This window comes from Nocardia sp. NRRL WC-3656, from assembly GCF_000720265.1.
Lineage (GTDB): Bacteria > Actinomycetota > Actinomycetes > Mycobacteriales > Mycobacteriaceae > Nocardia > Nocardia nova.
The window spans coordinates 231,876-246,636 of sequence record NZ_JOJF01000003.1; the positions used below are offsets into that span (position 1 = coordinate 231,876).

The following is a 14,761-nucleotide window of genomic DNA, read 5'->3' on the forward strand; positions in this document are numbered from 1 at the left end:
TGGTCAGACCAGTTGAATTCCGAGGAAATCGTCGCGCTCCCGCTACGATCGAGCTGTTCCGATACGTGCAGTGCTTCCGAGTTTCACCCGGTGGCGGCCGCCGGGCCGGACCGGCTTTCGTACGCCGCGCAGTCGACCGAGGAGGATGTCCGTGACCACCGAGGAATCCGTGACCGAGAAGTCCGCGCCCGCCGGGCGGCCGGAGACCGCGACGGGACCGATCGTCGTCGCCGTGGACGGTTCACCGACCTCGCTGCAGGCCGTGGCATGGGCGGCCCGCGATGCGGCGCTGAGCGGATCACCGTTGCAGATCGTGCATTCGATCGCGATTCCGGCGAGCTTCGGCCCCGGCTTGGCCGCCGGTACCGCACAGCCGGATTGGCTGCGCACCGACGGTGAGCAGATCCTGACCCGCGCCACCGAGGTGGCTCGCGACATCGGCGGACCGGATCTCGATATCGACGCCGAACTGGGCCTGGAGCTGATCATCGGCGACATGCTGGTGCGATCGGAGACCGCCGGCAAGCTGGTCGCGGGCAGTCGCGGGCGGGGAGCGTTGCAACGCGGGCTGCTCGGGTCGGTCAGCTCGGCGCTGGTCCATCACGCGCGGTGCCCGGTGGTGATCGTCAAATCGCATGCGGCCACCGACCCGGTCACGGCGCGGCGTCCGGTGCTGGTCGGTGTCGACGGCACAGAGAACAGCGAACCCGCCGTCGAGGTCGCCTTCGCGGAGGCGCACCGGCGTGGTGTGGAGGTGGTGGCACTGCATTCGTGGAGCGACACCACCGGTCTCGACATCTCGATGTTCGGCTGGGATACCATCGTGCGCGCCGAACACACCATGCTCGCCGAGCGGCTCGCGCCGTGGCGCGAACGGTATCCCGATCTGCCGGTCACTCTGCAGGTGGTGCGCGACAACCCCGCGAAATCGCTTCTGGAGCAATCGGATTCGGCGCAACTGGTGGTGGTGGGCAGCCGCGGCCGCGGCGGATTCGCCGGGATGCTGCTCGGTTCGACCAGTGCGGCGCTGATCGGTTCGGTCGAATGCCCGATCATGGTGGTGCGCCGCTGACGGCGCACCACGACGCCCCGACCACGAGGAGATGTCATGTGCGTCCCGACCACCTGCACGACCTGCGGTAAGACCACCTGGTCCGGCTGCGGCGCCCACATCGACGAGGTGCGCGCGACGGTGCCGGCCGACCGGTGGTGTGGTGGCCACACCGAACCGGCGCCGGCGAAGCGCTGGTGGCAGCGCGGCTGATTCAGTCCTCGGCGACGATCACGTGGACGTCGATGTTGCCACGCGTCGCATTGGAATACGGGCACACCTGGTGGGCCTTGTCGGCCAGCGCCTGAGCCTCCTCGCGGGTCAGGTGCGGCAGTGACACCTCCAAGGTCACCTCGAGGCCGAAGCCGCCGGCGTCGTTCGGGCCGATGCCGACCTTCGCGCCGACCGCGGAATCGCTGACATCGGCCTTTTCCTGCTTGCCGACCAGACGCAGCGCGGAGTGGAAGCATGCGGCGTACCCGGCGGCGAACAGCTGCTCCGGGTTGGTGCCCGCTCCGCTGCCGCCCATTTCCGGCGGCATGGCGAGGGCGACGTCGATCTTGCCGTCGGTGGTGCGGGCGTGGCCGTTGCGGCCGTCTCCGGTGGCCAGGGCCTCGGCGGTGTAGAGGATTGCCATATCGGTCATCGCTTTCTCTCGGTGGATGCGCCTGCGGCATCCGGTTCGGTGTTCAGCGCGGCAGTCAGCCGGGCCAGGGTTTCGCGCAATGTCACCAGCTCGTCCAATGACAGTCCGCCGCCGAAGGTGGCGGCCATGCGCGCCGGAATGTCGCACGCGCGTTCCCGCAGCGCGCTTCCGCGTTCGGTGAGCCGGATCTCGACCCGGCGTTCGTCGTCCGCGGCGCGCCGGCGCTCGACGAATCCGGCGGCCTCGAGGCGCTTCAACAGCGGTGAGAGCGTGCCGGAATCCAGGGCGAGGGCGGAGCAGAGATCGCCGACGCCGCGCCCGTCGCGCTCCCACAGCGCGAGCATGACCAGATACTGCGGATACGTCAGGCCCAAGGCGTCCAGCTGCGGCCGGTAGCGGGCCGTCATCGCGCGGGAGGCGGCGTACAGCTGGAAGCACAGCTGCTGGTCGAGCGCCATCGGATCGATCATGACTACAAATGTAGGACGCAATAAAATTGTGCACAACCTAAATTCGATGTGTGCTGGGTCACCGGCCGAGGGGGTCGACAGATCGGTCGACGCGCGGTCGACGCCGCCGAGGCCACTAGGGCCGGGGCGGTGATACTCGATCTGAAGCCCGTCTCAGTCCGGAGGCGTGCTCATGCCGAGATCGCCCGTGCGACCATTTCCGCGATCTCGTCGTCGTTCAGGGTGCTGCGCTCGACGAGTATGTGCGACAACACGGTGCGCACGATGATCTCGGCGGCCTGTTCCGGTGTCACCCGCAGCTCGTCGGCGCGCTGCAGGGACAGTAGTGGGGTCAGAAGCACGGCGACGGTTTCGACGAGGTTGCGCTCGGCATCCACGTGCGTGACGGCGGCGTTGAGCAGCCACTGCGGTTCGTGCGTGCGGATGTACCCGAACGCGGCGTGGCCCCGCAGGTAGCTCAGCGCGAAAAGTGTTGCCGTGCGGGTCAACTCGGGTGTCCGTGCCGTCATGTCGACGACCTGGTACGCGGCGGCGATCATGGCGCCGATCTCGCGCCGGACGAGGGCGGCCACCAGTCCGTCCTTGTCGCCGAACTCCCGGTAGGTGGTCGCGCGCGATACGCCCGCGCGCCGTGCCACGTCGGTCAGCGTGAGGTCGGTCAAGCCGGATTCCGTCACGAGTTGCAGTGCGGCATCCATCAGTTCGGTCGCGGACCTGGTCACCGCCTCATTGTGCCCTCCCGCGCGCGCCGGTACGGACCGGCTGTTGTTTCCCCAACGTTTTGAGACTAATTTGTAGTTCAGTCTCACTGAATGCGATGAAGGTGGCTCGATGGCGAGAATTGGCGAACACGCGGTGGTGGTGGGGGCCGGCATGGGCGGTCTGCTCGCGGCCCGGGTGCTGAGCGACCATTACGACCGCGTCACCGTCGTCGAGCGCGATGCGCTGCCCGACGGTCCGCAGGCGCGCAGGGGCGTGCCGCAGGGCCGGCACGTGCACGGGTTGCTGCCGCGTGGAAAGGATCTGCTCGAGGAGTTCTTCCCGGGATTCGAGGCGCAGATGCGCGCCGCCGGGGCGATCGACTGTGATGTGCTAAGGGAGGTCAACTTTCAGATGGCCGGGCGCACTCTCGCGCAGGTCTCCACCGGGTACCGCGGCCTTCAGGCCAGTCGTCCGCTTGTGGAACATCATGTGCGGCAACGGATTCGGTCGCTGCCCAATGTGGTCCTGCGCGATCGTGCCGAGGTATCCGGCGTCACCACGACTCCGTCCGCGTCGCGCGTCACCGGCGTGACCGTGCACGACCCGGGCGGCGTGGACGAGCTGGCCGCTGACCTCGTGGTCGCCGCCACCGGACGCGGCAGCGTCGTTCCGGGCTGGCTGGCCGCCCTCGGCTATCCGCGACCGCGGGAAGAGGGCACCACCATCGACATCGTCTACCGCAGCGCCTTCGTCGAACTCGATCCGGGCGCGCTGGGGACCGACAAGTCGTTGACCATCGGCGTGCGAGAGCTTCCGCCGCGCGCCCTGGCGCTGTTCGCGGTGGAAGGCCGGAATCGCTACGTGCTCACCCTGATCGGGCACGCCGGCGAACAACCGCCCGCGGATCCGGCGGCCTTCCTGGACTTCGCGGCGGCCCTCGCCCCGCCGGGCGTGCGTGCGGCGTTACGACGGGCCGAACTGCTCACCGATATCGCCACCTTCCGCTACAAGGCCAACCTGCGCCGGCGCTATGAACGCCTCGACCGGTTCCCGTCCGGACTGCTCGCGGTCGGTGACGGCCTGTGCAGTTTCAGTCCCGTCTACGGACAGGGCATGACGATCGCGGCGATCCAGATGCGGGTCCTGCAACGCTGTCTCGCCGCGGGCGGCGACCGCGATCTCGCCCGCCGCTTCTACACCGCGGTGACACCCGAAATCGATATCGCCTGGCAGCTCACCGTGATCGCCGACAGCGCGATGCCACAAGTCGGCCCACACCCGGATCCGGCGATCCGCGCCGCGGTCGCGGCCCTCGACCCGGTTCTGGCCGCGGCGGAGCGCGATCCGGTCGTCGCCGCGACGCTCTATCGCGTGATGGGGCTGACGCAGCGGCCGGCGGCACTGTTTCGTCCCGATCTGGTCGCACGCATCGCGGTCGGCGCGGCGCGTGCGGCCGGCGAGGCGGCGGTGGCGGAGGCCGCACGCCGGGCCGGTCGAATCGGTGGCATCGCGGCGGCGCTGGGGCCGGCCCGATGCCTCCACCTCGTGAAACAGCGCAACCTCAGGTGAGATCGAAACCGCCTGCCGGGTCGGCCCAGCGGGTGGCGTCGACCGCGGCGAGCAGTTCGGCCATAGCGCGCACGGCGGCGCGCATCGCGTCGAGCGCGGTGATTTCCTCGGGGTCGGTGGTCCAGGTCATGATCGGCTCCTGACGGTTCAGCGGAGAGCGGTGGGGATCTCGGTGTGATGGGTGGTGCGGCGCTGGTAGGCGTCACCGGCGCGCAGGACGGTGGCCTCGTCGAAATGGTTGCCGGACACCGACATCGACAGCGGCAGGCCGTCGGCGGTGGTGCCGATCGGCAGCGCGAGGGTGGGATTGCCGAGCGGGTTCCAGTACGGCGTGTGCAGACTCGACAGCACACCCATCGGTTGCCGCTGATCCAGATCGGCGATCGCGGGGGCGCCGAGGTGCCCGGTCGGTGTCACCACCAGATCCACCTTGCTCAGCAGTTCGGTCATCCGCTGTCGGCCGATGCGGCGAACCCTTTGGGCCTGAACATAATCCGGGCCGCTGACCGCATCGCCGCCCGCGAGGATGACGCGGGTGGCCCGGCCGTAGTCCGCCCAGCGTTCGCGCAGTGCGGTCCGGTGGTAGGCGTGTGCCTCCGCGAGCATGACCACGACGTCGACCGCGGTCAGTTCCCGGTACATCGGCACCTCCACGGGCACGATGCGGGCGCCCGCCTCGGCGAGCACGGCCACCGCGTCGGAAAACCACTGTGGCTGAGCGGGATCGATTCCGCCGTCGGCGAACCGGTCCAGGGTGTCCACGCCGATGGTCAGTCCGGTCAGATCGCCGGTGAGCGCACCGGGATAGTCGTCGACCGGCGTGTGCGCACTGTAGGGATCGGCCGGGTCGTAGCCCGCCAGCACCGACAGCAGCAGGGCGCAGTCGGCGGCCGACCGAGCCATCGGGCCCGGATGGTCGAGGGTGTAGCCCAGCGGAACCACACCGGACTTCGGGACGCGGCCGAAAGTCGGCTTCAATCCGGTGATTCCGTTGAAGGCGGCTGGGATCCGGATACTGCCCGCGGTGTCGGTCCCGACGGCGCCGAGGAACATCCCGGCGGCCACGCCGCTGCCCGATCCCGAACTCGACCCGCCCGCCCAGCGGGACGAATCCCACGGATTACGCGGTACCGGAAAGGGTTTGGCCGGATCCGGGAGACCGATGGCGAATTCCATCGTGGTCACCTTGCCGGTGACGACGGCGCCCGCCTCCTCGAGCCGGCGGACCACCGCGCAATCGCCCTGGGCGGCGCCCCAGCCGGGATCGAGAACCAGGCTCTGCGCGGTGGTCGGTGCGGCGGAATGGGCGAGAATATCCTTGATTCCCATCGGGATTCCGGCCAGCGGGCCGACCGGAACGCCGGCGGCCAGCTTCTCGTCGATGCGCGCGGCCTGTGCGACGGCACGCTCGTCGAACCGCGACAGGTAGACACCGAGCGCCGCGTCGTGCGCGTCGGCGGCGGCGAGGGCCTGTTCGACCAGCCGGGTGGCGGTGGTCTCGCCGGAGCGCAGCGCGGCGGCGGCCTCGGTCAGGCCGGAGAGTACGGGTGGATCGGCGAGTGTCATGGTCGTCCTCACATCAGCGGGGCAGGGTGGCGGTCATGTCGAGGCGGGGAATGGCGCCGAGTTCGAGCTGGATCTCGGCGCGGCAGGAGCCCAGGGCGTAATCGACGGCGACTCCGTCGCGGGTGCGGATGGTCTGTTCCACCAGCAGCACCGGCTCACCGGGCAGGACGTGCAGCAGTGCCGCGGTGCAATCGTCGGCGCGCGCGGCTTGGACGCCGACGTCGCTGCCACCGACATCCACCCGGCCGCCGCGCAGCAGGCTGTAGAAGTCGTCGCCGAATGCGGCCTGGTCGACGCGCGTCGCCTCCGGCGCGCGCAAATAATTGGTGAACACCGCGAGCGGGCGGTCGTCGAGCAGCAGGACGTATTCGACGCACAGACAGTCGTCTCCGGGCCCGACGCCGGCCAGATGGGCGGCGATCACCGGCGGTGCCGGAATCCAGGCCCAATACAGCAGGCGAGGTGAGATCCGGCCCAGGGCCAGGTGCTGCTCGAGCGTCCGGCCCTCCGGCGGCAGCGCGCCGGAGACGACGTAGTGCTCACCGACCGCCACCGTCCCCACGCCGCGGCGTCGCTCGATCAGACCATCGGCGCGCAGCATGCTCAGCGCGGCGCGGACCACATCACGCGGGAGATGGTGGCGCGCCATCAATTCCGGCTCGCCGGGCAACCGTCCGGTGCCGAACGCGCCTGCCCGCAGATCGGCGCGCAGCAGATCCCGCAGCCGCCGGGCGGGCAACTGCGCTGCGGCGGGCAGGATTTCGCGCATCTGATCGTCGAAGGCCCGGCGGTCGCGGGCAGTCCGATCGGAGTGGAGCTGTTCGGAGCGGTGGTGCATGCCGGTAGCGTGCAGAGAATCCGCGTTACGCGACAAGGGCTTGCGGTAAAGACCTGGTTACGCGGCCGGTCGGCCTGGACCGGACCGGCGTGACCAGCGGTTTCAGGTGCGGCTGGACGGCATTTCGCGGCCGCGCCGCGCTATGCGATCCGGCCCGCAACATCGGTGCCGGGAGTTACGCGGGCGTGCGGCAGTGAGACCGAGCGCGCGACGTGTCCGATCCGTTCAAGACATTCCCGGCGCCCTGGGGGTTGACTGCCTGCGGACAACGACGAGAACGGAGGTATCGGGGTGCGAGCACAGATCCACGCGATCACGCTGGGCGTGCGCGATCTGGAGGTGTCGCTGCGGTTCTACCGGGCGCTCGGACTGGAGTCGCCGGGGATCATCGGAACCGAATTCCGGCCGGATGCGGAGAATCCCGGTGGGGCGGTGGTGATGTTCACGCTCGGCAACGGGGTGACGCTGGCGCTCTACGGGCGCGACGACCTGGCCAAGGATGCGGGTATCCCGCCGGAACGTATGCACGGTTCCGCGATGAGTCTGGGCTGGTTCGTCGACAGTGACGCCGAGGCGGAACGAGTTCTGGAACTCGCCGGCGCGTCGGGCGGCACCGTGGTCCAGCCCGCGCGCACGCGGCCGTGGGGGATCTACGCCGGCTACTTCGCCGACCCCGACGGGCATCTGTGGGAAGTCGTGCACTTCGCCGAGCCCGGGGCCGCCGAGTCCGGAGCTGCCGAGTCCGGAGCGGCCCAGTCCTGAGGGCCCGGGTGAGGGCCGAGCCCTGACCGGCCCGGCCCTGACCGGCGCAGCCCTGAGGGCCCAGCCCCTGAGTTGCCGAGCCTCGCGTCGCCCCGCCGGGAGTCGGCGGGGCGATCGCTCACCCCTGCGCCGAGTCGCCGCCGTCCCGGTACAGCGCGGCGATGGCCGCGATATCGGCGCCGGGATTCGTTCGTGCCGCATCCTCGTAACGCTTGCGGACGATTTCCGCCAACGGCAGGTGGGCGCCCGCCTCCGCGGCGAGGTCGAACGCGAGCCCCGCGTCCTTGGCGCCCAGGACGGTCGTCCACCATCCGTCCGGAGAGGCGGTGAGCACGGCATCGAAGCGGTTGGCCAGGGCGGGCGCGACGACCGGCGCGTCGGCGAGCAATTCGCGCAGCTGATCGTCGCCGAGTCCGCCGCATCGCCCCACGGCGAACGCCTCCGCCAGCGCCGCCACCCCGGTGATCAGCAGAAAGTTCGTGGTCACCTTGGCGGTCAGCGCATGGGCCGCCGACTCGTAGTGGCGCACCCGCTCGGAGAGCGTGCCGAGCAGAGGTGCGAGCCGGTCCCGCAGCGGTGCGGGCCCACCGGCCAGCAGCGTCGCCTTCCCGGCTGTGACCGCGCCGGGCGCGCCCACGATCGGAAGGGCGAGGAACCGGTCACCGAAGGCGTCGGCGAGGGCGGCGCCCAATGCGGGGGAGACGGTCGAACAGTCGATGTACGGGGTCCTGGAATCGAGGGATGTCTGCAGCTCGCCGAAGGCCACCGAGGTCACCGCCGCGTCGTCGGCGAGCGCGGTGAGGGCCGCGTCGACCCCCGACACGGCCGCTGCGACAGTGCCGGCCTCCGTCGCGCCGGCCGAAATCAGTTCGGCCGCTTTGCCTTCCGTGCGGTTCCACACCGTCACCCGGTGCCCGCCGTCGAGCAGGCGCCCGGCCACGGCGCGGCCCATCCGTCCCATGCCCAGTACCGCGATATGCACTGTTGCCTCCTCGTCTCGGTCCCGGCCGGCGCACGACACCGACCCTGCCTTCCCACTGTCCCGCAGTGCGCCGCGGCGGTCGCGATCGCCCTCGGTGATAGGCGAATCGTACAAGTGACCAGGAACGCCGCTGCGGTAGTATCGCCCGTGGGCGACGCGAAGCGATTCTGCGCCAGCTGTTTTCGACGCTCTCCTCCGATCCGGGGGAGTGCCGATGGGGTGGAGGCCCCCGGATCGAGTTGTGATATAGATCACAATTCGGTCCCGGTGCCGACTTTTGTGCTGAAAACCCTTTCCAACTGCTTTGCGTTGTCTTTACTATTAAGCGCGTTGTGCCGCTGCCGGGCTCGCATGTCCGGATGCGTCGCAGGCACAACACATCTCGCGTTATCCGCTTCGCCCGCCCCCTCTCGATGCCAGTACATGTTCCACCGATGGACCGAACCGACACCGGTTCGGCGAAGGAGAAATATGTCCACCGACACCGACTCGGTCCGACGGACGTCACCTCGGAGCTTCTCGGTCGCTGTACGACATGATCTACCCGCCTCCGTGGTGGTTTTCCTCGTCGCGTTACCCCTGTCCATCGGTGTGGCCGTCGCCATGGGCGCGCCGGTCGCGGCGGGGCTGATCGCCGCTGTCGTCGGCGGTCTGGTCGCCGGGCTGTGTGGCGGTTCGGTCCTGCAGGTCAGCGGGCCCACCGCCAGCCTCACCGTCGTGGTGGCCGAGTCCATACACCAGTTCGGCTGGGCGACAACCTGTTTCATCACCGTGTGCGCCGGTGCGCTGCAGGTGGTGTTCGGCCTGAGCCGCATCGCGCGCGCCGCGCTGGCCATCGCGCCGGTGGTGGTGCACGCCATGCTCGCCGGCATCGGCGTGGTGATCGCACTGCAGCAGTTGCATGTGCTGCTGGGCGGGCAGACGCTGAGCTCGTCGTGGGCGAGCATCGTGCAGCTGCCGCATCAGCTGACCGTGATGCACGCCGGGGACGCGCTGGTCGGCGGGGTGGTGATCGCGATCATGCTGGGCTGGCGCTATCTGCCCGGCCGAGTGCGGGCGGTCCCGGCGCCCCTGGCCGCGGTGGTCGCCGCGACCGCGCTCGCGATGGTGGTCCCCACCAGCGTGGAGCGCATCACCCTGCACGGCTCGCTGTTCGACGCGATGTCGTTACCGCAACTGCCGCACGGCAATTGGAGCGCCGTCGTGCTGACCGCGTTCACCATCGCGCTGATCGCCAGTGTGGAGACGCTGCTGTCCGCGGTGGCCGTGGACCGGTTGCGGCCGGAGTATCGCACCGACCTCGACCGCGAACTGCTCGGTCAGGGCGTGGCGAATATGACCTCCGGCATGCTCGGCGGCCTGCCCATCGCCGCGGTCATCGTCCGCAGCATCACCAACGCCAAGGCCGGCGCGCGAACCAAGTCCTCCACCATGCTCAGCGGCGTGTGGGTGCTGGTGTTCTCCGTCGCGCTGGTGGAGGTGGTGCGCCAGATTCCGAAGGCCGCCCTGGCGGGCCTGTTGATCGTCATCGGCATCGGACTGGTGAAACTCGCGCACATCCGCCTCGCGCGCCGGGCTGGCGATCTGATCGTCTATGCCGCAACGGTTCTCGTCGTGATCTTCGGGAATCTGTTGCTGGGCATGCTGATCGGGCTGGTGCTCTCGTTCGCGCTGCTCATGTGGCGCGTGGTGCGGGTGGTGATCGTGGCCGCGCCGGTCGGGGACACCGGGCGCTGGCTGGTGACCGTGGACGGTTCGGCCACCTTCCTGGCTCTGCCGCGGCTCACCGCCCAGCTGGCGCAGATCCCCGCGGGGGTTCCGGTGACCGTCGAGATGACCGTCGATTTCATCGACCACGCCGCATCCGACGCCCTGCACGAATGGGCGCAGCGGCACGAAAGCCTCGGCGGCACGGTGCAATTCGTCGAACTCGGCGCCGTCCGGATCGCCGATCTCACCGCGGGCCCGCCCGCGCGCGGGCACGCCCGGCGCATGCTTGACGACGTTCTCGCGCCCTGGCGTCCCACCACCCGATCCGACCGGATCGCCGCCGGGATCGCGGCCTACCACCGCGGCCACGCGCACATGATCCGGCCGCATCTGGACGAACTGCGACACACCCAGGATCCGGAATCGCTGTTCGTCACCTGCGCCGATTCCCGCATCGTGCCCAATGTGATCACCAACAGCGGCCCGGGCGACCTGTTCACCGTGCGCAATATCGGCAATCTGATCCCCGCCGACGGCCGCGACACCTCGGTCGAGGCCGCGCTGGTCTACGCGCTGAACAAACTCGACGTGCGCTCGATCGTCGTCTGCGGGCATTCCGGCTGCGGCGCCATGGACGCGCTGCACCACGGTCTGCACACCGGCTCGGGTCTCGACGACTGGCTCGCGCACGGACGCCCGGCGCTCGAGCGCTTCCGGGCTGGACATCCGGTCGCGGCGGCGGCCGCGGCCGCCGGCTACGGCGAGGTCGACCAGCTGGGCATGGTGAACGTGGCCGTGCAGATCGAAACACTGTCCGCCCATCCCGTCGTGCGTCGCGGAATCGAGGCCCGCGGTGTGGTGCTGTCGGGACTGTTCTTCGATATCGCCACCGCTCGCGTGCTCGCGATCACGCCCGACGGTATCGCCGATATCGACGACCTCCGGCACCCGGTGCCGGTGCCGGTTTCCTGAAAGGAGCATTCCCAGTTTTGGCAATTCCCCGGGTGGAAAACGTGCGCTGAGCGGGCGCACAGTGGTGCCGGTGCAGGTCACAGCTCCAGGGCGTGGGGGCCGTCACATCGAATCCGGAACGTGCGCGAGGCTAAATATCCTTTTCTAAGGCTTTGCTTAGTCTTTACTATTAGGGTTGCCCTCGCTTCCGGCTCACTGCTGGACAACGAAGTCTCGCAGCTGAATTCGATGCCTGGAGAACATGTTCGACCGACCGGACCGCCGCGGCGGCTCCGGTGAAGGAGCAATATGTCCACCGACACCGTCGCTACGTCCAGACCCTCGGCCCCGCCGGGCCCCAGCTGGTCGGACCGGATGAACTCGGTCCTTCGACACGATCTGCCCGCTTCCGTCGTCGTCTTTCTCGTCGCTCTGCCGCTCTCGATCGGCATCGCGGTCGCCACCGGCGCTCCGGTCGCGGCCGGACTCATCGCCGCCGCCGTCGGCGGCATCGTGGTGGGAACTCTGGGGGGCTCCGTCCTGCAGGTCAGCGGCCCGGCCGCCGGACTGACCGTGGTCATGGCCGAGACCATCAATCAATTCGGCTGGAAGACAACCTGTTTCATCACCGTCGGCGCCGGCCTGCTGCAGATCGTGTTCGGCCTGAGCCGGATCGCGCGCGCCGCGCTCGCCATCGCCCCGGTAGTCGTCCACGCCATGCTCGCCGGCATCGGCATCACGATCGCCTTGCAGCAGGTTCATGTCCTGCTCGGCGGATCGTCGCAGAGCTCGGCGTGGGAGAACGTCACCGAATTACCGAATCAGCTGCTGCACCTCAGCGGTATCGACGTCGTGATCGGCTGTCTGGTCATCGCGATCATGCTCGGCTGGCGCTACGTGCCGGCCAAGATCCGGGTGGTGCCCGGACCGTTGGTGGCGATCGTGGTCGCCACCGCGCTGTCGCTGGTGCTGCCCGGAGACCCCGCCCGCATCACGATGAGCGGTTCGCTGTTCGACGCCATCGGCCTGCCGAACATGCCCAGCGGAGACTGGAGCGGCGTCGCACTGGCGGTGCTGACCGTGGCCCTGATCGCCAGCGTGGAGAGCCTGTTGTCGGCGGTCGCGGTCGACAAGATGCACACCGGCCCGCGGACCAACTTCGACCGTGAGCTCATGGCCCAGGGCGCGGCCAACGTGACCTCGGGCATGATCGGCGGCCTGCCGGTCACCGGCGTGATCGTGCGCAGTGCGACCAATGTGACCGCCGGTGCGCGCAGCCGGGCCTCGGCGCTGCTGCACGGCGTCTGGGTGCTGCTGTTCTCGATCGCCCTGGTGGGTGTCGTCGAGCAGATCCCGAAATCGGCCCTGGCCGGACTGCTGGTGATGATCGGTATCCAGCTGGTGAAGCTCGCGCACATCAAGATCGCGCACCGCACCGGTGAACTGGTGATCTACGCGGTGACCATCGCCGCGGTGGTGTTCCTGAATTTGCTCGAGGGTGTGCTGATCGGCCTGGTCGTCGCCTTCGCCCTGCTGCTGTGGCGCGTGGTGCGCGTCTCGGTCGAGGCCGCTCCGGTCGAGGGAACCGACCGGTGGCTGGTGAGCGTGGACGGCACCTGCACCTTCCTGGCCCTGCCGAAGCTGACCGGGCAGCTGGCCAAGGTGCCCGCCGGTGCCGATGTTCTGGTGGAGCTGACGGTCGACTTCCTAGACCACGCCGCCTACGACGCCATCCACTCCTGGGCGCAGCAGCACGAAAGTACCGGTGGCACAGTGGAATTCGTCGAGATCGGAACGGCGCGGATGGCCGATGCCGCAGAGCGCCCGCCGCGGCGCGCCCGGGCCCGCGGGCTGCTCGACGACGTCCTGGGACCGTGGCGTTCCGAGGGTGGCAATCCGGTCGCCGCCGGTGTCGCCGCCTACCATCGCAGCCACGCGCACGTGATGCGGCCGCATCTGGACGAACTGCGCGACGGGCAGGACCCGGACTCCTTCTTCCTCACCTGCTCGGACTCGCGGATCGTGCCGAATGTGATCACCAACAGCGGCCCGGGTGACCTGTTCACCGTCCGCAATATCGGCAATCTGATCCCCGCGCGCGGCACCGACGTGTCGGTGGACGCCGCGCTCGGCTTCGCGCTGCACAACCTGTCGGTGCGCAACGTCGTGGTGTGCGGACATTCCGGCTGCGGTGCGATGAACGCTCTGCTGTCCGACCGGTCCGCGGGCCCCGATATCGACGATTGGCTGGCCCACGGCGCCGCGGCCCTGCAGCGCTACCGAGCCGGCCATCCGGTGGCGGCGGCCGCGGCGGCCGCCGGGTACGGCCCGGCCGACCAGCTGAGCATGGTCAACGTCGCGGTCCAGCTCGAGACGCTGCGGGAGCATCCGGTCGTCGCCCGGGCCGTCGAGGAGCGCGGTGTTGCGCTTTCGGGCCTGTTCTTCGATATCGGAACCGCACGGGTCCTCGAGGTCACCACCACCGGCATCGCCGAGATCACCGAGGCCGAGCGACCCGGAATACCCGCCCGGGATCGGACCCACGCCTGATCCGGGCGCGGGGTGCGCGAGTTCGGCAGCCCGACAGCCGAACTCGCGCACCCGTCCGGCGCGTCTGATCGTCGCCGTCGCCCGCGCCGATACGCTGAGCGACGCACCCCGAAAGCCGCGGCCGACGCCTCGATCCGAGCGCGGCGGACATGCCATGGTGGAGGTGGTGCATTCGGTGAATCGACGTGGATCGGAGTCGGAGGGAAATGGTTGCGCAGTCGGTGGAGTCCGGGGTGCCCGCCCAGGTGGCCGGCATCAAACTCACCGAGCCCGCGTGGCTGTCGGAACGGATCGCCGATATGGGCATCTCCTGGGGTACAGGCAATTCCCGCGTGTCGGGCACGCTGTGGTGGTGTATGGCCGCCTCGGCGCTGGTCGATCCGATCACCGAGGCGTACGCGAGCGGCGCACCGGCGCCCGACCCCACGCTGGAACGGCTGCGCTGCGAGATCCGGCCCGACGGTGGCATCGAGCGGATCGTGCCCGACGCCGTGAGCGAGTCCGAAGCGGTCGGCGCGGCGCTGGGGGAGTCGCTGCGGCGCGTCATCCCGGTGGTGGCACGGGTGACCGGCGCCGGTCCGGCGGCGCTGTGGGCGATCGTCGCCGATGCGATCGGTAACCGGGCCATCGACGCGGGCGACCCCGAGGCGGGTGCGCGGCTGGCCGCCCAGGTCGGTGAACGGTTGCCCGCGCCGCGATTCACCGATGTCGAATCCCGCACGTTCGTGCGGCGGATCTCCTGCTGCCTGGTCTACGAGGTGCCCGGCTGCGGTATGTGCACCAGCTGCCCGAAAAGGACCGCCGCCGAGCGCGAGCGGCTGCTTACCGAGCTGGCCCGGCGCGGATGAGCGGGTCGCGGCCGGTTCGCGGCCGGTCCATCGGCGCGCGACCGGTACTGTCCCGATAGCATTGGTCGCGCCGGTGACTTTTCTGTTCGTCGACCGGCCTGGACCGAGAATGCCGA

General features: G+C 69.5%; 14 protein-coding genes. 7 read left to right on the plus strand and 7 right to left on the minus strand.

Annotation, left to right across the window (positions count from 1 at the left end; translation table 11 throughout):
• Positions 1 to 151 precede the first annotated feature (151 nt).
• Entirely contained in the window at positions 152 to 1,072 is a 921-nt protein-coding gene (locus tag IG65_RS0106280; protein ID WP_231509069.1) for a universal stress protein, read from the plus strand.
• Positions 1,073 to 1,108: 36 nt separating this feature from the next.
• Positions 1,109 to 1,264 carry a hypothetical protein gene (locus IG65_RS38405; RefSeq protein WP_169812423.1) on the plus strand — a complete coding sequence of 52 codons (156 nt, stop codon included), beginning with the start codon at positions 1,109 to 1,111 and terminating at the stop codon, positions 1,262 to 1,264.
• A 1-nt stretch (position 1,265) separates the two neighbouring features.
• On the opposite strand, the gene IG65_RS0106290 is transcribed toward IG65_RS38405, so the two are convergent.
• The 3 genes from IG65_RS0106290 to IG65_RS0106300 all read right to left on the minus strand — a co-directional run bounded on the left by IG65_RS0106290 (position 1,266) and on the right by IG65_RS0106300 (position 2,889).
• The gene (locus IG65_RS0106290) at positions 1,266 to 1,688 is read right to left on the minus strand and encodes an organic hydroperoxide resistance protein (RefSeq protein ID WP_030513876.1); all 423 of its coding nucleotides are present in this window, start codon (positions 1,686 to 1,688) and stop codon (positions 1,266 to 1,268) included.
• 5 nt (positions 1,689 to 1,693) lie between these two features.
• On the minus strand, positions 1,694 to 2,167 hold the full coding sequence (locus tag IG65_RS0106295) for a MarR family winged helix-turn-helix transcriptional regulator (protein ID WP_030513877.1): 474 nt from the start codon (positions 2,165 to 2,167) through the stop codon (positions 1,694 to 1,696).
• A gap of 170 nt (positions 2,168 to 2,337) precedes the next feature.
• A complete protein-coding gene (locus IG65_RS0106300; protein WP_231509070.1) occupies positions 2,338 to 2,889 on the minus strand; it encodes a TetR/AcrR family transcriptional regulator in 552 nt (183 codons plus the stop codon).
• A gap of 109 nt (positions 2,890 to 2,998) precedes the next feature.
• Between IG65_RS0106300 and IG65_RS0106305 the strand changes: the two genes are divergently transcribed.
• Positions 2,999 to 4,438: an NAD(P)/FAD-dependent oxidoreductase gene (locus IG65_RS0106305; protein WP_156055512.1), complete on the plus strand. Its 1,440-nt coding sequence runs from the start codon at positions 2,999 to 3,001 to the stop codon at positions 4,436 to 4,438.
• Here the strand turns inward: IG65_RS0106305 and IG65_RS37645 are convergent.
• Genes IG65_RS37645 through IG65_RS0106320 form a run of 3 tightly spaced genes read right to left on the minus strand, consistent with a single transcriptional unit; the run spans position 4,431 to position 6,842 of the window.
• Positions 4,431 to 4,568, minus strand: a complete 138-nt coding sequence (locus IG65_RS37645) for a hypothetical protein (RefSeq protein ID WP_156055513.1) — start codon at positions 4,566 to 4,568, stop codon at positions 4,431 to 4,433. The genes IG65_RS0106305 and IG65_RS37645 overlap by 8 nt on opposite strands.
• Positions 4,569 to 4,585: 17 nt before the next feature.
• Positions 4,586 to 6,004 (minus strand): amidase, encoded by a 1,419-nt coding sequence (locus tag IG65_RS0106315; RefSeq protein WP_030513880.1) that lies wholly within the window; start codon positions 6,002 to 6,004, stop codon positions 4,586 to 4,588.
• A 13-nt stretch (positions 6,005 to 6,017) separates the two neighbouring features.
• Complete coding sequence (locus IG65_RS0106320) at positions 6,018 to 6,842, minus strand: GntR family transcriptional regulator (protein ID WP_051755446.1); 825 nt, start codon at positions 6,840 to 6,842, stop codon at positions 6,018 to 6,020.
• A 291-nt stretch (positions 6,843 to 7,133) separates the two neighbouring features.
• Here IG65_RS0106320 and IG65_RS0106325 point away from each other — a divergent pair, with 291 nt between their 5' ends.
• Complete coding sequence (locus IG65_RS0106325; RefSeq protein WP_030513882.1) at positions 7,134 to 7,604, plus strand: VOC family protein; 471 nt, start codon at positions 7,134 to 7,136, stop codon at positions 7,602 to 7,604.
• Positions 7,605 to 7,722: 118 nt separating this feature from the next.
• On the opposite strand, the gene IG65_RS0106330 is transcribed toward IG65_RS0106325, so the two are convergent.
• A complete protein-coding gene (locus IG65_RS0106330; RefSeq protein WP_051755448.1) occupies positions 7,723 to 8,586 on the minus strand; it encodes an NAD(P)-dependent oxidoreductase in 864 nt (287 codons plus the stop codon).
• 471 nt (positions 8,587 to 9,057) lie between these two features.
• Here IG65_RS0106330 and IG65_RS0106335 point away from each other — a divergent pair, with 471 nt between their 5' ends.
• From IG65_RS0106335 to IG65_RS0106345, 3 genes are all read left to right on the plus strand, one after another.
• Positions 9,058 to 11,268: a SulP family inorganic anion transporter gene (locus IG65_RS0106335; RefSeq protein ID WP_030513884.1), complete on the plus strand. Its 2,211-nt coding sequence runs from the start codon at positions 9,058 to 9,060 to the stop codon at positions 11,266 to 11,268.
• Between the two features lie 288 nt (positions 11,269 to 11,556).
• Positions 11,557 to 13,797, plus strand: coding sequence for a bifunctional SulP family inorganic anion transporter/carbonic anhydrase (locus tag IG65_RS0106340; protein WP_030513885.1), 2,241 nt, complete (start codon positions 11,557 to 11,559; stop codon positions 13,795 to 13,797).
• 206 nt (positions 13,798 to 14,003) lie between these two features.
• Positions 14,004 to 14,645 carry a (2Fe-2S)-binding protein gene (locus tag IG65_RS0106345; RefSeq protein WP_030513886.1) on the plus strand — a complete coding sequence of 214 codons (642 nt, stop codon included), beginning with the start codon at positions 14,004 to 14,006 and terminating at the stop codon, positions 14,643 to 14,645.
• Positions 14,646 to 14,761: the final 116 nt, after the last annotated feature.